Annotated in this window: 23 protein-coding genes; 10 read left to right on the forward strand and 13 right to left on the reverse strand. The window is 54.9% G+C overall.

Annotated features, from left to right (window positions below; genetic code table 11):
* Nucleotides 1–40: 40 nt before the first annotated feature.
* On the reverse strand, nucleotides 41–1,114 hold the full coding sequence (locus NLM33_RS32530; RefSeq protein ID WP_254102382.1) for a hypothetical protein: 1,074 nt from the start codon (nucleotides 1,112–1,114) through the stop codon (nucleotides 41–43).
* A gap of 152 nt (nucleotides 1,115–1,266) precedes the next feature.
* Nucleotides 1,267–2,454, reverse strand: coding sequence for a type IV secretory system conjugative DNA transfer family protein (locus NLM33_RS32535; RefSeq protein WP_254102384.1), 1,188 nt, complete (start codon nucleotides 2,452–2,454; stop codon nucleotides 1,267–1,269).
* Nucleotides 2,455–2,728: 274 nt separating this feature from the next.
* Between NLM33_RS32535 and NLM33_RS32540 the strand changes: the two genes are divergently transcribed.
* From NLM33_RS32540 to NLM33_RS32560, 5 genes are all read left to right on the forward strand, one after another.
* Nucleotides 2,729–2,971 carry a hypothetical protein gene (locus NLM33_RS32540; RefSeq protein ID WP_254102386.1) on the forward strand — a complete coding sequence of 81 codons (243 nt, stop codon included), beginning with the start codon at nucleotides 2,729–2,731 and terminating at the stop codon, nucleotides 2,969–2,971.
* 9 nt (nucleotides 2,972–2,980) lie between these two features.
* Nucleotides 2,981–3,322 carry a DUF3768 domain-containing protein gene (locus NLM33_RS32545; RefSeq protein ID WP_254102388.1) on the forward strand — a complete coding sequence of 114 codons (342 nt, stop codon included), beginning with the start codon at nucleotides 2,981–2,983 and terminating at the stop codon, nucleotides 3,320–3,322.
* 361 nt (nucleotides 3,323–3,683) lie between these two features.
* Nucleotides 3,684–5,225, forward strand: a complete 1,542-nt coding sequence (locus tag NLM33_RS32550) for an ATP-binding protein (RefSeq protein WP_254102390.1) — start codon at nucleotides 3,684–3,686, stop codon at nucleotides 5,223–5,225.
* Between the two features lie 62 nt (nucleotides 5,226–5,287).
* Nucleotides 5,288–7,465 carry a Z1 domain-containing protein gene (locus NLM33_RS32555; RefSeq protein WP_254102392.1) on the forward strand — a complete coding sequence of 726 codons (2,178 nt, stop codon included), beginning with the start codon at nucleotides 5,288–5,290 and terminating at the stop codon, nucleotides 7,463–7,465.
* A complete protein-coding gene (locus NLM33_RS32560; protein WP_254102394.1) occupies nucleotides 7,462–8,451 on the forward strand; it encodes a PD-(D/E)XK motif protein in 990 nt (329 codons plus the stop codon). The genes NLM33_RS32555 and NLM33_RS32560 overlap by 4 nt, the downstream gene beginning before the upstream one ends.
* Nucleotides 8,452–8,516: 65 nt before the next feature.
* Here the strand turns inward: NLM33_RS32560 and NLM33_RS32565 are convergent, their stop codons facing one another.
* The 3 genes from NLM33_RS32565 to NLM33_RS32575 form a co-directional block, all read right to left on the reverse strand.
* Nucleotides 8,517–9,746, reverse strand: a complete 1,230-nt coding sequence (locus NLM33_RS32565) for a DNA cytosine methyltransferase (protein ID WP_254102396.1) — start codon at nucleotides 9,744–9,746, stop codon at nucleotides 8,517–8,519.
* Between the two features lie 101 nt (nucleotides 9,747–9,847).
* The gene (locus NLM33_RS32570; protein WP_254106013.1) at nucleotides 9,848–10,252 is read right to left on the reverse strand and encodes a very short patch repair endonuclease; all 405 of its coding nucleotides are present in this window, start codon (nucleotides 10,250–10,252) and stop codon (nucleotides 9,848–9,850) included.
* Between the two features lie 160 nt (nucleotides 10,253–10,412).
* Nucleotides 10,413–11,147 (reverse strand): hypothetical protein, encoded by a 735-nt coding sequence (locus NLM33_RS32575; protein ID WP_254102398.1) that lies wholly within the window; start codon nucleotides 11,145–11,147, stop codon nucleotides 10,413–10,415.
* Between the two features lie 1,447 nt (nucleotides 11,148–12,594).
* Here NLM33_RS32575 and NLM33_RS32580 point away from each other — a divergent pair.
* The 3 genes from NLM33_RS32580 (at nucleotide 12,595) to NLM33_RS32590 (ending at nucleotide 15,608) form a co-directional block, all read left to right on the forward strand.
* Complete coding sequence (locus tag NLM33_RS32580) at nucleotides 12,595–13,155, forward strand: hypothetical protein (RefSeq protein WP_254102400.1); 561 nt, start codon at nucleotides 12,595–12,597, stop codon at nucleotides 13,153–13,155.
* A gap of 12 nt (nucleotides 13,156–13,167) precedes the next feature.
* Nucleotides 13,168–14,907: a hypothetical protein gene (locus tag NLM33_RS32585; protein WP_254102402.1), complete on the forward strand. Its 1,740-nt coding sequence runs from the start codon at nucleotides 13,168–13,170 to the stop codon at nucleotides 14,905–14,907.
* Nucleotides 14,908–15,029: 122 nt separating this feature from the next.
* On the forward strand, nucleotides 15,030–15,608 hold the full coding sequence (locus NLM33_RS32590) for a hypothetical protein (RefSeq protein WP_254102404.1): 579 nt from the start codon (nucleotides 15,030–15,032) through the stop codon (nucleotides 15,606–15,608).
* 497 nt (nucleotides 15,609–16,105) lie between these two features.
* On the opposite strand, the gene NLM33_RS32595 is transcribed toward NLM33_RS32590, so the two are convergent.
* From NLM33_RS32595 to NLM33_RS32605, 3 genes are all read right to left on the reverse strand, one after another.
* Nucleotides 16,106–16,816 carry a site-specific integrase gene (locus NLM33_RS32595; RefSeq protein ID WP_256570567.1) on the reverse strand — a complete coding sequence of 237 codons (711 nt, stop codon included), beginning with the start codon at nucleotides 16,814–16,816 and terminating at the stop codon, nucleotides 16,106–16,108.
* Nucleotides 16,817–17,239: 423 nt separating this feature from the next.
* The gene (locus NLM33_RS32600; protein WP_254102408.1) at nucleotides 17,240–17,449 is read right to left on the reverse strand and encodes a helix-turn-helix domain-containing protein; all 210 of its coding nucleotides are present in this window, start codon (nucleotides 17,447–17,449) and stop codon (nucleotides 17,240–17,242) included.
* Between the two features lie 84 nt (nucleotides 17,450–17,533).
* Nucleotides 17,534–18,004 (reverse strand): hypothetical protein, encoded by a 471-nt coding sequence (locus tag NLM33_RS32605; protein WP_254102410.1) that lies wholly within the window; start codon nucleotides 18,002–18,004, stop codon nucleotides 17,534–17,536.
* A gap of 231 nt (nucleotides 18,005–18,235) precedes the next feature.
* On the opposite strand from NLM33_RS32605, the gene NLM33_RS32610 reads away from it, so the two are divergent.
* Both NLM33_RS32610 and NLM33_RS32615 read left to right on the forward strand, forming a co-directional pair.
* Nucleotides 18,236–18,628 (forward strand): helix-turn-helix transcriptional regulator, encoded by a 393-nt coding sequence (locus NLM33_RS32610; RefSeq protein WP_254102412.1) that lies wholly within the window; start codon nucleotides 18,236–18,238, stop codon nucleotides 18,626–18,628.
* A gap of 17 nt (nucleotides 18,629–18,645) precedes the next feature.
* Nucleotides 18,646–19,131: a hypothetical protein gene (locus tag NLM33_RS32615; RefSeq protein WP_254102414.1), complete on the forward strand. Its 486-nt coding sequence runs from the start codon at nucleotides 18,646–18,648 to the stop codon at nucleotides 19,129–19,131.
* 161 nt (nucleotides 19,132–19,292) lie between these two features.
* Here the strand turns inward: NLM33_RS32615 and NLM33_RS32620 are convergent, their stop codons facing one another.
* The 5 genes from NLM33_RS32620 to NLM33_RS32640 form a co-directional block, all read right to left on the reverse strand.
* The gene (locus tag NLM33_RS32620) at nucleotides 19,293–19,781 is read right to left on the reverse strand and encodes a hypothetical protein (RefSeq protein ID WP_254102416.1); all 489 of its coding nucleotides are present in this window, start codon (nucleotides 19,779–19,781) and stop codon (nucleotides 19,293–19,295) included.
* 15 nt (nucleotides 19,782–19,796) lie between these two features.
* The gene (locus NLM33_RS32625; protein ID WP_254102418.1) at nucleotides 19,797–20,093 is read right to left on the reverse strand and encodes an H-NS family nucleoid-associated regulatory protein; all 297 of its coding nucleotides are present in this window, start codon (nucleotides 20,091–20,093) and stop codon (nucleotides 19,797–19,799) included.
* Nucleotides 20,090–20,818 carry a hypothetical protein gene (locus tag NLM33_RS32630; RefSeq protein WP_254102420.1) on the reverse strand — a complete coding sequence of 243 codons (729 nt, stop codon included), beginning with the start codon at nucleotides 20,816–20,818 and terminating at the stop codon, nucleotides 20,090–20,092. The genes NLM33_RS32625 and NLM33_RS32630 overlap by 4 nt, the downstream gene beginning before the upstream one ends.
* Before the next feature lie 4 nt (nucleotides 20,819–20,822).
* A complete protein-coding gene (locus NLM33_RS32635) occupies nucleotides 20,823–21,248 on the reverse strand; it encodes a phage N-6-adenine-methyltransferase (RefSeq protein ID WP_254102422.1) in 426 nt (141 codons plus the stop codon).
* 159 nt (nucleotides 21,249–21,407) lie between these two features.
* On the reverse strand, nucleotides 21,408–22,406 hold the full coding sequence (locus tag NLM33_RS32640) for a hypothetical protein (protein ID WP_254102424.1): 999 nt from the start codon (nucleotides 22,404–22,406) through the stop codon (nucleotides 21,408–21,410).
* Nucleotides 22,407–22,439: the final 33 nt, after the last annotated feature.

The following is a 22,439-nucleotide window of genomic DNA, read 5'->3' on the forward strand; positions in this document are numbered from 1 at the left end:
GCGCCTTGCCTCTCATGGTGTCTTGCACGCGACTGCTAAATCAAACGTTGCCTCTGAACTTTTGAATTTCGCTACTGATGGCGTTCAGATCTTCTCGGTTTAGGAATGGATTAAAGCGTGAGGTATCCCCCTTGCTCCAAAACTGGTAGCCGCGACGTTTCTGATAGTTCGCGAGCATGTCCATGTATTCGTCATCCAGCATCAAATTGACTAAGTCGCGCGCCGCTTCTTCCACTTTCGCCTGTGGGTTGTCCGAAAGATACTTTCGGCGTCCCCACCATTCTGATAATGACCCCCAAACGAGCAATGGATGTGCTGATTTCGCCAACGGCTCTATATGAGCTAGCTTCGCAGCCTCCTCAGAACTAGCATACATCGTGAGCATAATAAGCCGCTGGTACGGCGTCGGGTGCGTGCTAGTACGATCCTTCGCTTTATCCGCGCGAAGGTGGTCAAAGATCAGAAACAGAGATATGACAGCGATAGACCACAACAAATCGGGGTTAAGGCTTAGGTCAGCATGAACCTCAAGAGGATTGTCACGCCATTTCATCCGCCACCAATTCAAACTGGTAAAAGCAGCGAGATGATCCGCTTGAACCTCCAAACATCTTCTAATTCGCGCTTCTTTTTCGGAGATCGCGATAAGCGGAAGTTCTTCATAATACTCAGCGGCGAACTCGTCGCGCACCAAGTGTAGGTGACATAGTTTGATATGTCCCATTTCGTGGAAAAGAACAAAAAATTGCGCGCAAAGAGAAAGAGCTTGCGCTGCGCGGGAACGAACTTCACATTTGGGTGGACGTTCCACATCGTGTTGATCAATTGCCTCTTTTGAGGGATCTCCTATCTCGACAAATGCGTCGGGATCAGAAAGTAGAATGTCGAAGTAGCGCGAGAGGTAATTCGGCAGCCCGGAGAAAATGCCGATGAGCTCGACGCCTGCCTGCAGCGAGGCTATTGCATTGATATCGCGTCTATCAATGTAACCGAACAGGATTTCTCGGACGCCATCCTCATCGAGGCGTGTCACGGAACTAGTCGGCCCGTACCGCTGAAAGGATGCGCGAAAGACGCGTTCATCTTCAGAAAAATCGTCCCGTCCCTTACTCATAGCCGACCTCCTGGAGGACTTGAGGAATTGGATACGGATTTGCGACGCATGGTCGCAGAATTTTCCAGAAATATCAAACTTGTCAGTAGAAGACGATAATTTGTCCCACCGCTTCATGCGGCACGCGTCTTGAGCATACTCTTTTTAGCCAATCAGTTTGCGAACTGAGCCACCGAAGAGCTTGGCAGTGTTCGCGCGCTAAAGGGCCAGCTTGGCATGCCGTCGATCATGATCTTGATATAGATCGAGTAGTTCGGCAGCTGCACGAAATCTATGCTGTCGAACTCTTCTTGAAATTCCCTTACGAGATATGGAGCATCCTCTGGACCGACCCGGAAGGAGATGAACGTTCCGACATTGCCCAGTACCGAGTGTCTGATCTCTGGTGTCAGCTGGTGCAGGAATTGATGCGCGACAGCGAACCCAACGCGATACTTGCGAAGTTCTGAGAGCATATTGGCAAGCGCCAACGTCGTGAAGCTCTGGAACTCATCTATATAGATGAAGAAGTCGCGCCGCTTCTCTGCAGGAACGTCGACGCGAGTATACGCAGCAAGGCCCAGCGTAGTGACGAGAAGTCCGCCTAAGAGCGACGAACTATCCTCTCCGATGCGGCCCTTGGCCAAGTTTGCTATGAGCACCTTGCCTTCGTCCATGACCTGACGAACCCGGACCTCTTGCTTCGGAGTGGTCAGCATGCGCGCTAGCGCTGGATCGGCAAGGAACGCACCGACCTTGTTCTGTATCGGAGCACTCGCGTCGTTGCGATAGCCGGATGAGAACTTCTCAAACTCTTCTTCAAAGAAGCGGCGCACCGGCCGGTTCTGCACCGATCGCGCGATCTGTTTCCGGTAATCTTTATCCGTAAGCACGCGCAAGATGTCATGCATCGTCGCGGTTGGCTGCTCTAAAAGAGCCATGAGCACGTTGCGGAGTATATGCTCCATGCGTACGCCCCAGGCGTCCGGCCACATCTTCTTGAAGACTTCCATGAAGCCGGACGCGGCGAGCGCTACGTATTGCGGTGCGACATGCCTAAGCGGATTGTATCCCCAAGGCTGATTTACATCGCCGGCATTCAAGTAAATGAGATCGTTCTGGCGCGAAGGCGGGACGCGAGAGGCAACGTGCTCGGCTAAGTCGCCGAGTGGATCGATAAGGGCGAAGCCATTTCCATTCGCGAGATCTTGCAGCGCCATGCCCTCAAGCAGGTTGGACTTTCCGGTGCCGGTTTTTCCAATTGCGTAGAGATGCGCGAAGCGGTCCTCCCGCTTTATCCCAAAGACCCGAAGGTCGTTCCTAAAATCCACTCTTCCCAGATACGTGACGTCTCCAGACATCCCTTGAGTGTTTCAGTTTCTCGTTTCGTCGGCACGGATAGGGAATTTGCAGCAGGAGCACATTCTCGCGTCTGGTTCGAGACACGTTCAAAGACGATCATGCGGTCAGAGTTAGACAGTGCTCAGTCTCGCGCTCCGGCACCGCTTTGGAGCGGAGGTGTCGGTTGCGGGACGGAGCGGGTACGACGGAGCACCTTTAAGAGCTAACCCGATCGTTTCTCCGCCCCGCATTCCAGCACCTGAATTGTCGGTTGCTGGCAGCGAGGAGGAGTACATGTCTGACATCGTTCTTTCAGCAAGGGGCACAAAGCTCATGATTGTTTGCGAGGCAGAAGGCTTCGCAAGCATCGACGACTTATTTGTCTTGCTCGCAGCCGACAACTTGTGCCCGGCCATCTGCATGACCGAAGGATGCGATCACATCGAGCAATTGGAGGCCGATCAAGAGGAAGGCTACTGCGAGAAGTGCAGCGGCAACACTATGGTCTCCGTTCTTATCCTGGCCGGCCTCATTTAGGAGACGGCGATGGACGTAGAAACCAGAGACCGCAGCGTTCGTATCCGCGCCTTGAATGATGCCTTTCGGCAGACGTTCCAGGGTGGAAGGGTAATGATGACGAGCGGCGTGGCGGACCTTCCCGACGAAGTGAAGGCAGCGGTGCTACAGCTAGTCGCCTCGTTCAATCAGTTCACCGAAGACAATGATCCGCATGGTGAGCATGACTTCGGGAGCTTCGTGCTCGCGGATCAGAAGCTCTTTTGGAAGATCGACTATTACGATGAGCGCTGCGAGTTCGGCTCAGAAGACCCGAGCGATCCAAAATGCACAACCCGCGTGCTCACGGTGATGAGCGCAGACGAGTATTGAATAGAACAAGAAAGTGACCGCCTCCCGTCTAGACGCACCGGAGCAATGCTCCAGCAGGAGGAGTACCGTTGTGGGGACCATCGGATGGCCTGCCGGATCCTTACGGGTTAGGCGCCCGATCAGCGCGGATTTTCCTTGGACACTATGTAGTCCGGCCCTCATCTTCTGGGGGCCATTTTTTGCACCTCCGTAAATTTGCGGGTCCCATCAAGCCTCGCTCCTCGATATGCACAAGTGTGAGAGTGCTCGATGCTTCAATAGTTTAATACCGGGACGGCGATTCGCTCGGTAAATACCACGCAGCCGTGCAACTAGCGGTTGGTCGGGTATACTGCGTGGCATGGCTGGGGGAGAATCACTGATGTCGGCCAATAAGAAGGTCAACATTCGGCCGGGCGTGAGCGTTTTGTCGGTGCTAAGGCACCTCAACTACAGTCCTTGGTTCGCGCTGGCGGAATTCGTCGACAATTCGCTCCAGAGTTACGTGGAGAACAAGACGAAGCTTCACGAGCTGCATGGACCGGCCTGGAAGCTCAAAGTCTCCATTGACGTCGATACTTCTCATCCAGGCCGCATCACCATCAGGGACAACGCGGGTGGCATAGCCAGCGACGCATTTCCTCGTGCCTTCCGACCAGCGGTAATTCCGCCGGATCGGACGGGCTTATCCGAGTTCGGCATGGGTATGAAGAGCGCCGCATGCTGGTTCGCTCCCAGATGGCAGGTTCGCACAAAGGCGCTCGGTGAGCCTGTCGAGCGGACTGTTCGTTTCGATATTGCAATGATCGTGCGCGATGAGCTGGAGGAGCTCGACATCGACGAACGGCCAGCTACGGCAAACGAGCACTTCACCGAAGTATCTCTGGACGACTTGCACCACATCCCTGTGGGGAGAACACTCGGCAAGATCAAGGAACATTTGACCGACATCTATCGCGTGTTCCTTCGCGACGGAACCCTCGACCTGCGTTTCAACGGCGAAAGTCTGTCCTACGAGGAGCCGCCAGTGCTGACGGCCCCTTTTTATAAGGAGGCGGACGGCCCTGATATGATTTGGCGGAAGGAGATAGAATTTGAGTTTGGGCATGGTCTGTCGGTCCGCGGTTTCGCCGCGCTGAGAGATCCTGGAAACTACGCGCGATCTGGCTTTGCCCTATTCCGACGAGGAAGGCTTATCCAGGGAAGTGGCGAGGACGGCTATCGACCGCCAGTTCTCTTCGGCACTTCTGGCAGCAGCAGCTATGCTCGCTTGCGCCTGTTTGGAGAGCTGCATCTGGAAGGCTTCGACGTCAGTCACACCAAGGACGGATTCCGCTGGGACGAGAATGAGGAACCGTTTCTGGACCTGCTCAAGGAATATCTTGACCAGGACAGTTTTCCCCTGATGCGGCAGTGCGAGCACTATCGCTCGCTTGCATCAAAAAAAGATCGCACAAAGGCCGCCACTCAGGGTTTGACCAAGGCCAGTGACGCGATCGCATCATCCGTCGCAGATGTACTGCCTAAAGTAGCGGATCAACCGCTCGTTGATACGCAAACTACGCCGTTGACACTTCAGCCAACCCTAGCCAAACGGGAATTGAGCTTCAATTTCCGCGGCTCACCATGGCGAATCCGTATTGAATTGTCGGATGATCCGGCTGAAGGCGACTGGTTGTCAGTCAGCGATCTGGGAAGCGAACAGAGTGGCGCCCCTGATACAATCGACATTCGGGTCTCCATGACTCATCCTTTCATGGTCTCATTTGCGCAAACCGATCCTGAGGTCATAGACGCGCTGTTGCGTGTAGCAGCTGCGCTTGCCTTGGGTGAAAAGCTTGCTAGGCGTGCGGGGGTGAAATCGGCCGGCACGCTCCGTAGAAATTTGAACCAGATATTGCGCGAAGGATTGTCGCAGCCATGACTACTATGGGGAAGAAGAACGATATTGTCGCGACCTCCGCTGGAACTTCGCTGAAGCCTGGCATGAAGTGGCTGCCAGTAGAAGGTGAGCAAGCTGCAGGAGTCGCCAAGAGAAGCAAACTTCCTCCGGATGCTCAGAACAAGCTCGTCCAATCCTCCGCGGAAATCTTAGGCAAGGGCATCAACCCTAAGGCGGGGCCAGGCAGTGCGACTGGGTTAGTTGTCGGGCACGTGCAAAGCGGCAAGACGCTTTCTTTCACGACAGCGATCGGCCTTGCTCGGGACAACGAGTTTCCGCTGGTGATCGTCATTGCCGGCAATAAGGATAACCTACTCACCCAGTCTCACGAACGGCTCGAAAGAGACCTCGATGTCAACGGCGGCGAAGGACTGCCTGCCTGGAAGATGGAGAAGAATCCTCGAGCGCAGGAAAGCCAGTTTGAGCAGCTGATCAGGCAAGCCATCGACAACTGGCAGGACCCGACGCGAGACGCGGACGAGAAGTCGACCCTACTGCTCACGGTGCTGAAACAAAACCAACGCTTAGCGTCCCTGACGGCATTGCTAAGAAAAATGAATCTTCAGAATGTCCCAGCGCTTCTCATCGATGACGAGGCCGACCAAGCCAGCCTGAACACAAAGGTTCAGCGGGGCGAGGAGAGCACCACATACACGAGATTGCGCGAGTTGAGGGAAGCGCTTCCGTGTCACACCTTTCTACAATATACGGCGACGCCGCAGGCACCGCTGCTCATAAACATCGCCGACAACTTGTCGCCGGACTTCGTGCATGTGCTTGAACCCGGCGACGGTTATGTCGGCGGAGCCGCTTTCTTTGCTCCGAACAGCCCCTATATCAAGATCATCCCGCCCGGGGATCTTTTGCAGCCAAACGCACCCCTGCCAACGGAGCCTCCTCCGAGCTTGCTCGATGCTATGCGGGTCTACTTCGTGGGCCTTGCTGCTAGCCTGATCTCGAAATCTGGACGCCGCTCTATGTTGATCCATCCAGCGCGAGAGCGCGCAGCGCACCAGGCCGCTGCGGGCTGGGCGAGCGCGGCGAAAGACGAGTGGGCTAACGCGCTGAGCGCCGGTGAAAGCGATCTGGACCGCATCGAGGTCATACGAGATTTTCGTGAAGCGTACGCGGAGCTACAAGTCACCGAGAGCGGACTTCCGAGTTTTGACGAGATAATCCAGAAGTTGCCGCGCGCCCTCAGAAATACGACTGTGATCGAGTTCAATACACGCGGAAGACCGAAGACGCCGGAGATAAACTGGAGGCATGCCGAGGGTTGGATATTGGTCGGAGGGCAAGCTGTTGACCGAGGCTTCACAGTAGATTCGTTGACTGTCACGTACATGCCCAGAGGAATGGGGATGGGTAACGCCGATACATTGCAGCAGCGGGCGCGCTTTTTCGGCTACGCGAGAGCTCGAGGCTATTTTGGCATCTGTCGTGTCTATCTTGAGCAGACGCTGCGAGTATCATACGAAGACTACGTCGAGCACGAAGAACTCATGCGCAGTGAGCTTCGCCGAGTTGCGGAAAAGGGGGAAAGTCTCAGGACTTGGCGGCGCCGATTCATCCTTGATCCTAGCCTGAAGCCTTGCCGGCGCTCGGTGATCTCCGATCCCTACACGCGAGGCAGCATGGCGGGCGGCTGGACGCGGCAGATCGGAACCATAGTCGATTCGGAGATACGCGATGCAAACATGCGGCTGATGAATAAGCTCATGAGCGAGCTGAACCTAGTGGATGATACGAGCTATCCAGCGAGGTCTGCCGCGCAGCAACATCAGGTCGATCGCGACGTTCCGCTCCAAAGGATCTTCGATACACTGGTCGAGTATAGCTTTGAGGATCCGAGGGATACCGCGAGCTTCATGGGCCTACTGATGACGCTCGCTGAAGGTCTTCGTCAGGACAAGAACGCCACCGCTGCGGTCTACCGTATGAGGCCCAACGCACCCGGTGAGCGTAAAGTGAAGAACGCCGGCGGCGAGATAGACCAGTTCCAGCAGGGACCGACAAGGACGGCCGGTGGTGGAAGGAACTATCCAGGCGACGCATCCTTCGCAGCTCCGGACAAGGTGTCGCTCCAATTTCACGTGTTCGATCTCACGCTAGGCGGGAGCCCATTTGCGAGTTCGGTCCCCCTTATTACGGTGAATGTCCCAACGCCGTTGGCTGCTGCGTGGCTTGTCCAAGTGCAAAGCGGCCAGCAAGGCACTTCATGACCGAACGTCTCCGAACGTTGCTGAGTGAGATAGCGCCTTCCTCACGTGAGGGAGTTTTCAACGTTAGGCGGCTGGAGGACGGATCGGTATTTTACGCTGGGCGAGATCATCGGGGCTGCGCTGCGGTCTTGATAGAGACATCAGAAGGCGGTCGTACCGTGCCGCTTCGTCTGGCCGGAATCGAGGCGACATTTTCGACGCCATACCAGATCGTGGAGCCTGATACCTCGCCGAAAACGCAGATCATGACGTCGATTATCTGCATCAACCTGGAAGCTGAAGTAGTGGCGTATTTCGCCAACGTGATGGAATCGCTCCTTCCCCTCATGGGCAACAGACCGCCCAGCGGAAAGATCGCCGAAACAGTTCGGCAGCTTGTTGAACTCTTCCAAAGGCTTCGAGTTCCGGCACGTAAGTCGGTGGTAGGTCTGATCGGTGAGTTGAGCATCATCGATGCCGCAGCGGACACGACAGTTGCCGTTAGATCATGGAGAGCTGATCCTGATGACCGCTTTGACTTCGGGGCCGGCAAGGTGCGTCTCGATGTGAAAGCATCGAGCAATCGTCAACGATTGCATGAAGTATCATTTGATCAAGCAAACCCTCCTTCGGCGACCGCCGCAATTATTGCTTCCATCTGGATAGAGGCGTTGGGGGGCGGGGTGGCCCTCTCTGAGCTTCTGGCTACAATCGAAGGCAAGCTTGCGGGACGACAACAGGAGGTGCTGAAGTTTCGAACGGTTGTTGCTGATACGTTGGGCGATTCTTTGCCACAGGCAATGGACTGGCGCTTCGACAAGCAACTAGCGGACAGCTCGCTGCGCTACTTCGATGCAGCAATCATTCCTGCAATTCGCCCACCCCTACCTAAGGGAGTTTCATCAGCTCGATTCGTGTCCGACCTCAGCAGATGCAGCCCGGCTGAACTTTCCAGCTTGAGGAGATCATTGGACCAAGTGGAGCAAGGGCTCTTGCCCGCCGAGTGAACACCGACGTAGAAGACGGCGGCATCGCCTAACCGAAAAAAGAGATTGATCCCCGCAGAAGCAAATCAGCTTGAAAGCTCTACGCTTCGCAATCGGGCGCGAGGCCCCAGCGCGGTGCCAGGATGATCGGGGTGAGCGCCTTTTAATGAGAGATAAACGCTTCGCACCGGGGCGGCTGCGTGACGACGTGGGACGGAGCGTCGACGAGGAGGCATAAGCTCCAGCTTTTGCTCCCGCAAGGGCGCATCAAGCAACTGTCTGCGGATCTCCCTGGCCAGGACTTCGGCTAAGAGCGAAGGCACAGCGTTGCCTAACATCCGCTGGACTTGCGCGCGGTCGCAGTCGAACAGAAAATCATCCGGAAACGTCTGCAGACGCGCGAGCTCTCGTGCAGACAGCTTCCTGTTCGTCCAATGGAATGGGCCCGTAGCCGGTCCAGGCTGCGCTTGTACCGTCCACGACGGCTTATCCTTGGCGAGCTTCAGAAGAAAGCTCCAATAGCGTGTCCGCCATCCAAAAAGAGGAACCCCACCGCCGCGTGGGGTATGCCAGAGATAGTTTTGCCCTTCCGGAATGCTGGGAAGAAGACCGGCCCATTTGCCTGTTAGCTCGAGCTCGGGGACGTCTGGCCGTTGAGGAAGATCCCCAATCGCGTCCCATGACGTATGGAACGGCTTTAAGCCTAGCGGGAGTTGGTCGGCTGCATTCTCGCCGTGCGTTGGTTGGGGAAATTTGAACTCGCGACCGTCACGACTGGCAATCACGAAAATCCGCTCGCGCCGCTGCGGAACGCCATAGCTTGCCGCATCGAGGACAGCCCAGACCGGTTTGTAATTTGTCTTGGCGCTCTTGTTTATGTCTTGGATGCCATGCAGGATCCGATCCAGCCCCTCGCGCTTTCCCGAGTAAGCGAAGCCGTAGACATTCTCTAGGAGCAAGGCCTTCGGCCTCGTGTCCCTCACGATCCGCAAATACTCGTCGAGGGTATTAGCGTTCGGATCACTAAGTCTTGGAGCGTCACCATTGGCCCAGTATCCGCTTTTAGAAAACGGCTGGCAGGGTGGTCCACCGATAAGGACGTCTGCCTCTCCTGTCGCCAACCCGGCGGCCTTAAGCAATCGCTTTGATGAGACCCCTGCGATGTCTTCCTCGACCACCGTCCACCCTCGGTTAAGGCGGAGCGTTTGGCAGCAGATGGGGTCGATCTCGACGGCAACGCGCGTTTTGAAGCCGGCGGCCTCGAAACCGAGATCAAGCCCACCGGCCCCCGTGAATAGGCTTATAGCTTTAAGCATATGAATACGCCGTAGCCGTAGTGTACCAGATTTCGAATCGAGTATTGGTATTCAGTAAAGCACGATGAGACTCTTGCAAAGCCCCGTGAGAGCGGCTCAGGCTACTCATTCGGAGTTCTTGTGGACTTCTTGCGGAGGGGCCGCAAGAAACTGACGAGCCGGCGATTCAAGGTCTGCAAATCGGATACCTCGCACTCCCACACGGTCAACGTTGTCCAACCGAGCGATTTCAGTTCAGCCAGGTTCTTGGCATCGCGCATCTTGTTGCGGGTGAACTTAGGGACCCAGTAGTCAGGATTGGCAGCCGGCACCTTCCTTCCTGCCGGGCAGTCGCGCCGATGCCAAAAGCATCCGTGCACAAAAACGACCTTCCTGGAGCTTGGAAAGACAATGTCTGGTGTGCCCGGCAGATCGGATCGATGTATGCGGTACCGAAATCCGCCGGCAAAAAGCATCTTCCGGACTCTCAGCTCCGGCTTTGTGTCGGCTTTTCGAATTCGGGCCATTCGTTCGGAGAGGCTAAGCGGCAGTCGCTTCTTTGATTTAGGAACTCGCAATGCTCACTCCTGAATCAAAATGCCGCCCCAAATAGCGTAAGAGAGGCGGCATCGCGAGATGCCTAGATCGCAGAATAGCGATCAAGAGAAACATGGAGTCAAAAAGACATCACCGGTGCGGCTCAGGAGCGTAAGCAATCTGCTGCAGCGCTTTGTTCGCATCACCTCGCCCCTGATACGTTCCGAGTAAATCACCTTTGTCAGCAAGTTCCTTGATGCGATACAGTGTCCAGCGTTTGTCCTTACCCTGTATGATGCGAAACGCGCGGCCATTACGACGGCAGTAGAGCGCTTCTGACTTCTCGATCCGGGTCCAACCGCAGTCTGCGCCGGAGAGGAAGCGCTGCTCCAGCTTCACCCGTTCGTCTTCCTTCCAGTGACGATACTGCTCTTGCTGCTCGTTCCGGAGCCGTTCCTCTTCACGCTCTATATGCTCCTGCAGCGCACCGATGATTGCCCGCATCCCTGTTCCTTGGGACTTTTCGGCCAGGTACACCGCTAGACACCCCTCCTTGAGCTCGTCCTTTGGATAGGTTGTGTGTGGCTCCTCCCAGATCGCGCGCAAACGCTGCTCGACATCCGTTTTCGTTAGTGGGGGACCAGGCAATGTGTTTAGGAATGACTGGAGATCCTCTGTCGGTATCCAGCAAGGCGCTGCAGCCTTTGCGATCTCCTCTCGATCCGGTTCCCACTTCTTCCAAACTGAACTCGCCCTATCGAGCGCGTTCACGATATCTCGGGCAAGCTTATGAACGCTGTGCGGGTCTCGCAGATGCCGCAACGAGGGACTCTTGACGTAATCAAACAGCAGCGAGGCAACTGCGTATTGGCGATCAGGGGCCATCCAGCATTCCTCCACTTTGTGAGGTTGATGTTGGGCAAGTGCACGCAGAATCCGCTCTCAAGGACCCGCTACCACCCGAATGCAGTCACTGTCACCATCAATATGGTAAGTGCTAGATAGGTGTAGAACCAGTAATTCAGATCATCATGATATTGGCTGCACGTCTTTTGGCGAGCATTGAGATCTCCGAGTGCGACCTGAGCGTCATCCAAATACTTTCTCTTAGAGAGTGGATCTACGCTTACAAGCTCAAAGTCGTTTGTAATGCGATCTCTCATCGGTTGAAGGGCGGTGTGGCAGGCATATATCTTGTAGTCGGAGTAGTAGATCGTCCCACCTACGGCAATCAGCAACGTTGCTAAAAGGAACCTCGATAATTGGCTTCTGCGACTGCGTAGATCCATACTTCGATTGATGTGGGCAGTTTACCAAAGTTCGGCGCCGTCACCAACTGTCCTCAGACACGAACGGTTCGAGACCTAGACAGAGCCCAGTCTCGAAGACGCTGAACTGTGAAACGAAACGTAACAGGTAAATAGGATTGGGGGATTTGGAGTACTCGAAAATCACGAGTATCTCGAAGTGCGCGATCGGAAGATTTTCAATCTTCCGATAAGCGTCAACTTTCGAGAGATGCTCGTGGGTTTTTCAGAGAAAGACGTGTGAGCGATGCTGCCCTTACAATTAGACCCATCGATCAACACACAAACGCACGAGCGACTAGACGCGAGAAGTTGCCGCAGCATCATCACGCGTCTAGCCGCTCGCACGTTCGTGTTGCCGACACGTGTTTGGTTCTGGACCGCAACTTTTCGCGTCTATCCGGAGTCAAGCAACGTTCTAAGATCGACGAAAGCGGCATAGAACCGGACCTTCGACAGGTAGCGTTGGCAACATCAACACTGAGCCACTTGTTAGGGTGGCTAGGTCTCGATAGCTCCAAAAAAAAGCTGAGATGCGAAGCGCATTCGCGGCAGTGTGTTGAAGCCTCGCCCATGGGAGTTGAGCGCCGCTATTCATGCGCGCGCATGACCGAGATCACGCGTCTAAGACGAAAGTGATACTCCGTTCTGGGTAGAACATCTTAGGTTGCGCTACATCCTCCGATTGCATATCATCGAACGCGCGGGAGAAGCCAAATGAGAAGGCCAACGACCAAGTCCGCATTACTTGTCGTCTTATCCGTTTGCATTTTGATGCCCGCTATTGCGCTGCGAGCAGCTGAACATTGTGAGGACAAGTCCAGGCAGGAGAGCACCGTCGCTTCCGCTAATCAGGATCGACCTTGTAGCTTCAAATGTACTGTCAAGCGGACGGACAGCAATCACAGCGTCACAACATGTGATGCCGCGGCATCGCTGGCGACCGCAAACTGCAGCTCTCAGGACATCGACAAGACGATACAGAGCGCGTTGGCATCTATTCCGCGTTGCGAGGAGAAGAAACAATGATCGGAGCGGCAGGCGCTCGGACAGCACTGATTATTTCGTCACTTGCCATGTTCGCGACGAGCGCTAGCGCGGAGATCGTTGCTGGACACGCAAATTCGATCGACCCGTCCAAGGCGTCCCAGCTCGATACTTGTGTTAAGCAGACCTATGGCGAGTTTGTTACTCGGTCCGAGACCACCTGCGTTGGCAATCGCCATGAATACGGCTCTGGAAATACCAGTGACGACTCTTACAGCATTGACTATCAAATGGGACCAGATTTTCCCGGCTACAAATACATTCCGGGATCAGAAACAACAAGCTTTTACGGGCGATGCACTTTCGACATGAAGGGCACGGGCGTTCAATCAGACACGTCTTTCGTGTGCATTTGGCACACCGCCGGCTGCGGCTTCACTAAGGATGGTGGCTACATAAACGGCGCATGTTCTGTGAAGATGCATTATCTACCGCGCGATGGTGATGTCGCAGCAATCAAAGAATATTGTTTTGGCCTGATTGCGGGCATCCCTATCGCAAAACCGGTTTCTTATTCGAAAGGTTGTATTTTGCCCTAAAAGGAAAAGTCGATGAAGAATAGAGTTCGACTGTTCTGTCAGGTGATTCCATTCATCGCTTTAACGACCTCCGCGGCAGCGGAAACTGTCGGCTATATACCGAACGGAGGTGTTTACCTAGGTAAGGGGTTTGACCTGCTATTTCCGTCCAAGGTGTTTCCTCTGTGCCTCAAGGCCGGAGGCGAGTGCCAGACGGGAATTAAGGACGCCATTGTTTGTCTGACAACAAATGCCCAAGCGCCCGTACAGTTTGGTGAAACAACCGCGTTCTCCATCAAGCAAATACATTCGAAATCGGAATTCTTTCAGGAGGTAAACATATCAGCCTCCCTTTCTGCTTCTTACGGCCCGTTTTCCGGCAGCGGAAGCTTTTCTTCAAGCGCGCTTGACCAAATCAACCAGGACAGTCTCAGTTGGATGGTGTCTGCCAAAGGATATTACGGCTCCTTTGCATTAAGAAACCCCGAGGTAGATAGATCACTTTCTAGATTGTCTCCAGAACAGCTTGTGGCGAGATGCGGTCAACAATACGTCTCGTCGATTGAACGAGGGGTAGCGGCCGTTGCGCTGTTCACCGTATATAATTTGGATGAGCAGCATAAAAGGGTGATCCAAGCATCTATGAGTGCGGGATTCTCAACGGGCGCCTTCTCTGCAGCAGCCGGAGCGACCTTCTCCAGTGTGATGCAAAGTGCCCTTCAATACGGCTCGATGTCGATAAATGTCTTTACGATCGGTGGTGCTGGTGATCCGCAGTTGCAGGAGCTTGTTCAGGCGAACCCCACCGAACTAGACAAAATAAAGCAGATCCTTAAGGCATACGTCGGCACTCAAGATCCGGCACGTGCGGCAATCGTTGGGTTCAAGACCACGGGTTTCGGAAAGCTTATCAACAACGCTTCGATAGATCCCGATCAGTCCAACTATCTTTACTTTCTGAATTCCGCAAATGGCTACAGACTTAGCGTGCTGGACTATTTGACCAAAGTCGACAACCTGCTGCAGCGCCAAGCCGACTTCGATGCCACAACTGTGGCCAACGCGAAGACGTACCGAAATCGGTTGCTTTGCGAGCAGCAATATATCGACGCCTCGATCCAAGCATGCCGTTTGGCGACTGATCTGGTCCGTCGTGAGCTGGTTACGGCGAGAGACAGCTCCACTCGTCGAGCAGCGGGGTTAGCTCTCGACTACGGTGTTTCGGACGCAACGAGGGGCTTCCGAGCTTGCAGCAATGCACCAACCGGCACCGTGCAGTCCCTCGGGTGGTCGCGACGAGGAATCAACTCTTCTGTCGGAGCGTCGAGGCACAGTATCGCGCCCACTTGCGACGATCGAGTGAAGGCTATGCAACAGCAATTTGCGGCAATGCTGGAAGGTGCGAATTCTGGACGTGCGTGCATTGCGGAATGCGCATACGAGGCCAACGATGATTTGGTCGCAAGCGTTAGGGCGCTGCCGGAGCTGCCGTTTGAGATGACGTACTGGTATGATCCAGGCTCTTCTAGTTTTGGAGGCGCCACAAATCCGGGTCTCTACGTCGCGCTCAAAGGTGCGGCCAATGTGCATGAGGTCAGATTTTTTAAGGATCAAGACGAATCTGCGTTTGGGGCTCGAACAACCGGGGGCGCTGCAAATGTGGTGATCTTTGTCGATCTCACAAAGTTTACGGGCCACTCGGTTCGAGTGGAGGCGAGTACCGTTAAGGGAAACACTTATGTAATCGCGTTGCCTAACATCGCTCCGCTGTAGGAAGCCAAGCTTCTTCGTGACGCATGGCGTTCTACAACATTGAGGTCTTTTCCACCAGCTAGGTGCTCATCAGGCGAGGCGGAGTTGCAGGCCATCGAGCTCAACGCACAAAGGATAGGAGCATGGCCGACAAGAATACCAAGCTCACCTCAGTTCTGACACACGAGGAAATTGAGCAACAGCTTTCAAAGGAGCTTGGGCCGGCGGCGGCTGCCAATTTGCTCCTGGTCCCACAAGATGGAAGTGACGTGGCGACGCTTTCGTTCGATTGGTCAAAAGCAAAAGAGTATTACTCAGAATACTGCCCACAAGGAGCCGGTAACGACTGCCCCGACGGGGAATTTGCGCTCGATTGCACGCACTTTATTTGCCATGGTCTGTCCAAGAGCAAAGTGATTGTCAACCAACCGAGCGCTACGTGCACGAACGGTGTTTGCGTGCGCGTTGCCGAGCTAGCGGCAGCATTTAAGAACTCCGTTGCAAAATACTCTAACGTTAAGAAGATTGACGATTTGGCTCAAACGCAGGAAGGCGATTTCTGCTTCGTCGTAAGCTGGTTTGGGCTATCCAAAGATCATGCCATGGCGCTGGCTGATACGATCAGTCCGTCTGGCGGTAAGGTATATGGACATACCAATGCGCGGTGCGGCCAAAATGTCGATCTCACGGGACAGTCCTTGGTGATCTATCGGATCGTATGACACCTACAGCAGACTATCGCGAGAGGCGATCGAGCATGTGTGGGCTAAACGAAGCATCCTGCGCACGAATTCCGTCCGGCGACGCTACGTTCCAAGTTGCGGGGGTTAGTAGCGACTGATACGTGCGGCCAAGCATCCAAAGCGAGGATAGCTGACCAGGGCAGCACAAAGCCGCCCAAGAGGCCGCTTGTGTGTCTTCCATCAGTTTCGCTTATCCCGCTCCATGCTTGTAATCCGCCGTCTCAATCATATTCGGTTGACGACGGGTTGCCGTAAAACTGACAAAAGGCGATCTGTTCTAGTCTGTTGTTCGTCAAACAACTCAGGTCGATGTTAGCTCATACAACCTTCATTTAAGCCAATAATTGATGATAACCGCGCTCGATTTTTGGCCTGGTACACTTACGCCATACAGGGTTCGAGTCCCTGGCCGGCAGCAATCGATCGACGAGGGTTCCTGCTCTGATTTCACGGCTCATTCCTTTGACATTCTCAGGCTAGGCCGCTTCAGTCAGCAGTTGTTTCCGTTGCTCTTCGATCCACCGGTTGACCGTCGGTTGCCCAAAATCGTCACTTGGGACGCTCTTGGGGCTCAGCATTTCGATCGCTGCTTTCAGGGCCGACGGTGCCACGTGCGAGTACCGCAGGGTGGTCGTTATGCTTGCGTGGCCCAAAAGCACTTGCACGATATGCAGCGGTGTTCCTTGCAGGGCCAAGTGTGATGCGAAGGTGTGACGGAGCACGTGCCAGCTGGCGGCTCGCAAGCCAGCCTTCGTGCATGCCTGCTCCAGGCGCCGATTCACTCGACTCCCGTTGAACGGGTCTCCGTCGGCATCCACGAACACGTAACCTGCCTTCCTCCTCCGCGCACTGAGCATCTCGTAGACCTCTCCATCAAGAGGAATATGTCGCTCTCGGTTGTTCTTCGGTGTGTCGAGGACCTTCCGAGTATCACAATGTGAATGACGGATCGCGACACTTCGGTTTTCCCAGTCAATAGAGGTCCATTGAAGGCCGATCACCTCTCCACGACGCATACCCGTGCGCAGTGTAATCAGAATCATTTCGCGGACGACGCCCTGTGCCCGGGACAGAAGAGCCTCACATTCCGCTGGCGACAGATAGTCCGTTTGCGGAGGGCGGCACTTTGGCCATTTGATCTTAGGTGGAGCTCCAGCGAGTTCAAGCCATTCATATGCACAAGCCAAGCACTTGTTGAGTACCGTCAGGCGATTCTTGATCGTCTTGTTTGACGTGCCATCTCGTACCTGCAGTGCTTTAAACTGCTCAATATGATGCGCGGAAATCTCGCTTATATACTGCCTTCAGAAATATGGGACGAGTGTCTGACGCAGGATGCGCCTCTTTGCGCACTGTTCGGAAAACTTGTTGTTCGGCACCACATATTCTTCAAGCCAGTGCCACGCGAACTCCTCGAAAAGCTGGTCGCGGCGTGCTAGATCGTTGCTCGAGTCTGCTATCGGCTCTCCGCGAGAGAGCTTCTGTCTTAGAGTGATTTCGTACGTTAGGGCTCCTGTTCTGGAATTGTCGGGGCTTCGTTTCCTGTATCGCCTGTGATTGAACGTAAAATCGATCCACCACGAGTTTCCTATCTTTCGTACTGCCATACATTATTGGTATTCGTCGACTGAGCGCACGCGGCGCTTCTGCAGATATGCGTCAATGTCGCTTCGAATGAAGCGGACACATCCACCCACCTTGAAGAAGGGAATCTTGCGCTGCTGCTGTAGCCGCCGAACCGTCGGCACTGAAATCTTCAGTATGGTTCCGACTTCTGGGATCGTCAGCAGTTCCAACCCGGTGCGGTTCTCAATCGACATAGTTGTCAAAGAGCGGGATAAGCTCGGCAACTAAGGCCAAGAATACCGCGGCGTTATGGTTTTTGCGAATCGCTCCTTGCATACTCAATGTGGCGCGATAGCTAAGTCCCGCAAGTAAATCGCCCCAATTCGTTTTAGCAGGTCGACGCTGGTTCCGTTTCTAAAGGCGAACCTGTTCAGTTGTCGGGTAAACGCCATATCCAGGGAAATGTGATGAAACAACCGGAACGCACTGTCCCGAACGGTGTAGAGGTCCAGCGGCGCCATCGTCCGTAGCTGACCTGTTAGCTCGTCTCGGCGGCGATCAATATATGATTTGAGCCCACTGTCCCGTAGCAGCTGTTCCCCAGTTTCGGTCAGCGAGATGGGTGAGTGGACGTCAAAAGCGCGGGCTGAAATGTTTTCCGCTTTGATCGTGAGGTCGCGCACCGTATCCGCCAGCCACTCGAAATTCGTCTCGATGCGAGTGAAGCGGCCGTTAGCGTAGTAGGCGAGAGCAATGAGCGTTCCGATTATTCCGAAGAAGCATTCCCAATTTACGTTGATCGTAAGCATATGCCGCAACGATAGCGGCAGGGGGAGCGTACTTCCAGACGCGAGAATTTGCCGGGGCGCAGGTTCTTACCAGTTAGCCTTGTCGGACTCGATCCGGACTTTTAAAAAGCTTGACACCATCTCGGTGGCAATGCCCGGCTGAGGCACATGAAAGATACATGAAAGCGGCACGTCTACTTCTACGTGCGCGTAAAATTTCGCGTCTATTAGAGTCCGAAATAATGAGAGACCATGGCGCAGGTGCCCCTCGGGGCGCACCAAGTTATGGATCATCGGCTTATCTCATACGTTCGTCCTCTTCGTCGCCGCTGGGGCCTCACCCAGGCCGAATTCGCTTTTCTAATCGGCACCAAGACGGACGCTGCAGTTTCCAGGATAGAGGCGGTGAAGACATATCCGTCTCTCGCCCAAGCAATCGCCTGTTCAATCATCTTCGATACTCCGCCTCTAGAGCTCTTTCCCGAACTTTACGGCAAAGTCTACGAGTTCGTGCTTAAGCAGGCCGAGGAACTCTACGAAACGCTCCAGGGAGATCCTTCGACGAAGACGCGCGCAAAGCTCGATCTTCTAGAAGATGTACTCGCTCGCGCTCATCCGCTCATCCGCGATACTTCAAGCGTATGACGTACAGGTTCCTGGTAATGGCCATTCATCTGAATTCGCGGGGACTTGCATTTGTCATCTTTGAAGGCGAGCTGGCGCCATTGGATTGGAGCATAGTTGAGGCACGGGGAAGCGAGAGGCGGGAGAAGATCTTGGCTCGCATAGACGCCCTATTTGCGCGGTTCAGACCAAATGTGGTCGTCCTAGAAGCCATGTCGGAGGTAGCGCCGCGTCGGCCGCAGCGCATACGTAGCCTGAATGAAGCCATCATGGAGGCGGCAAAGAAATATGCGTTTCCGACTGTCTTCTTCTCCCGAGCCGCAGTCCGTCAGCAGTTTACACATTTAGGCACCGTGACAAAGGAGGCCGTCGCTATGGCGATAGCAAAGCATATACCTGCGTTCGAGCGTTTCCTGCCGGGCCCTCGCAAGCCTTGGGAGAGCGAGGATGCAAGAATGGGTATCTTCGATGCCGCGGCTCTTGCGTTGACCTTCTACCACACGCGGTTCCAATCTGGAGTCTAGCGGTACCGCCTCAATACGCTACAAGATGCCGATAAAGAGCATCTTCACGCGCTACTACTAGGCAAAAACTTGCCCCAGTGGTCTGTGGTAAAGAGCGGTCTTCCGGTGACTGTGCGCGATACCCCCAGGAAATTGAGGCTTTCCAAACGCCAGAATCGGCGTCAAGGGCTCTTTATCGCTTTTGCCAGAAACGGATTGACTGATTTGATGCCTCTCGTCGCCCGCTTCGCGTTCCGCACGGCCGCCTCCTGCTTCCTGATGCGGGCAGCTCGTGGTCCATACTGGATGCGCTCGTCTTCGCGACGCAGCGTCTCTTCATGCTTTTCGTAGGCTCGCTTGTCTTCCCCCGTGAGATGTGCCGTGTTGGGGGTGAGCTGGCGAATTGCTTCTTCTGGAATTACCGGCACGGCGGGTGATCTAGTGATTTGTGCATTGGAAAAGACGATGTAGCTGTCTCCTGAGCCCACTATCGTGTTGGAGTACACTATGCCGTCGTAGCCTTTTGACTGAAGCAGTTCGCGAATACCAGAGCCAGCAGGACCGATGTACCTATTCTCCGTCTTCACTGACTTGCCGACGCGGAAGGTGCGTTGCCAATAGTCGTAGAGGCGGCCGTTGATCCGCTTGGTGACCTTGTACCAAGAGCCCATGGCCGCCCTCTATTCTTAAGCCGAAAAATCTTCGAGGGAGTGACCCTCGTCGAGTTTCTCTTGGAGCCAACCAGGTCTCTTACCCTTGCCGGTCCAGCTATTGCCATTGCCGTCTGAATACCTCGGTGCGCCGCCCGTCTTCTTCTTCGCAGAGGTCGAGGGAAGAAGCTCGCTGGGGGTGAAGCCAAGGATCGAAGCTTCCTCGCGAAGCCGCTCCAATGCCTCATGCCGACGCTGCGCGATGAGCGAAGCCACTTCTCTACTGAGGGTGCGAAGTTGTTCGAATGTCAGTCCTTTGATGTCAGGGGTCATTGCTGTGGTTCCTTGTGGATGCGATGCTTCGATCCACCACTGGCGGGAAATCCGATGATGGTGGAGCGCTTGGCGCGGGAACAGAGCCCGCAATCGGCGCAGGTGACCCCATGCGTATTAGTCGGACAAATCACGACGGTACGGCCCTTCGGCGTCTTCGTGTTCTGTGTCGAGTTCGCAGGGAGAATTACGGTAACGGGTGCAATCTGCAGATTAGCAAGTTCGTCGGCGTGCGCGAGCGAATTGCCGCTGACATTTATAGTGAAGCCGTTTTCGTTAGCTTCCTTGATCGCTATGCGATTTGCAGCATTTGCGACAACGTCGTAATGCGTAAAGGTGAAGCCGCGTCGACCCTTATTCGCTTCGACAATTGCCCGCAGGGCCGTACGGTCTATCGTTACCGCGTCGTTACTCATCAGGTCGCCCGCGACGTTGTGCCGCCACAGTGATCCGGGCTCGAGAGAGCGGATCGCGAATAGAAGATCCTCAAAACCGAAGATGCGGATGTTGTTCATTATCCTGCGGCCAATCGCTGTCCTATCCAGCAGGGTCCAGAGAAAGCCGCCGATCGCACCGTGCTCGGCGTAACAAACGCCAGCGAGCGGGCCCCCGCCGTGCTTTCGAAAGGCACAGACCCGCGGACAGGTGAACCGCGGGCTCGTCGTGGCCATGATCGGCCCTGTAACCGGATTGGCAGTACGAGAGGTGATGAGAAACTTGTCCATCATTTTACCCTGGTGTGTAGATTGCGATGAGAGAGGGGAATGGCGCGGACTGAGTGCCGTGACCAAAGCGCACTCGGCCGCGCAGAAAGCGCAGCTTCGCTTTCCGGTAGACCCACTCATGGAACCAGCGCGTGTCAGTTCGCGCATGCGCGAGCATCACGACTAGGGCGCCATTCTCAGAAGCGAGAAAGCATTTGCGCGCCCATTCCCACATATGGCGGCCATACGGGGGATTGCAGAAAACGCGCTCTTTGCCCCAGTCCTGGAGAAGGCCGTTATCGTCCGAGGTGAAGAACTTGCGGCATTTGGTATTGAAGGGCGTGGCGCAGGGGTCGAGCGTGAAACGAAATTCGTTGTCGAGCTCTTCAAAGAGGTCGCGTGGCGTTGGCCACTCTTCCGAACGACTTGAATAAAGCGCGTCGTGCACCATAGAAGTGCATTTGAGGAGTGCACTTCCTCCGTGCAATCTGTCGCTATGCTGCAGCTCGCGTTGGCACGTTCTTAGTGGTGCTATATGAGAGGGAGAAATATTTTGAAAAAAAGTGGCGTGCCGTTCAACGTGCTGTTGGAAGGAGGATCTACCGCGAGCTCACTTCCAAAACTCCGCCAGTACGAAATCGCTGTAACCGAAGCGCTTTCCGGGCGCGGTGAATACGTAGTCGTCCCACGTAATGAATGAGCGTTCGCTGACCCAGTCTTTCCAATGGTAGTTCACAATGTACGGGCATTTCTTGCCGAAGGTCTGCTCTTGCAATTCCATCGCAGATTCCATGCGCGTCTTGTTGGTGAAGACGAAGAGTACGAGGCTATTCGGGAAGTTGTAGTGCGCGCGGTAGAGTTTGCCTTCGAACAATTGCTTATAGCCTTCATGCTTCTGCTTGATGTTACGGCGGCTCGCATGCGTAGTGGTAAGCGGCTCGGTGCCGCGATCGATCTCGTTGCCCAACAAGAAAAGCTCGAGTCCGCGATACTTCAGAAGGATAGGTGCCTCATCCGGACGCACATGGCCGCCCGGGACTTTGATCCTATGCGGGTCGGGCGCGTTGAGCGTCACATCCGGCACGAAGGTCTGTCGACTATCCTCGATCCAGCCTGCATCGCGTATCTGTGGCCATAACACTACCTCGAAGCCTGGGACCTTCGATGCGCCGAACTCGATGGAGGCTTTCACGAGATCTTGCTGGAGCTGGTGCGCGAATGGCTGCTTGCTACGGTGTGGGTGTGGCTCATCTGCGACCATGTCGCCGTGCTGGGTGCGCGAGTACACGGCGTGCTTGTATGGCACTTGATGCCGCTGCAGATACGGAGACGTTTTGTCCGTTCCAGACCCTTGCCAGCGCGCGAGGGTCGCAAGGCGTTTGGCGTGCCGAATGTAGTTCTTCTTCGGAACGACGAGCGCATGATGCACAGGGGCGGGGAGATAAGTATAGAGCTCGGGGTTGAGCTTCCTGATGCCGGCAATGTCGTCAGGTGTCAGGCGAAGCGGCCCAGTGTGCGCGTTCTCGCCATTGTATTCAAACTGGGAACGGTGTGTGCGTGCCATGGCGTTGAAAATAGGCGTGGCCCGATGGGCTGCCACGTTTCCCATGGCGCGGTATGTTGGGGATGACGCGGGAGGTTT

This window comes from Bradyrhizobium sp. CCGUVB1N3, from assembly GCF_024199925.1.
Taxonomy (GTDB): Bacteria; Pseudomonadota; Alphaproteobacteria; order Rhizobiales; family Xanthobacteraceae; genus Bradyrhizobium.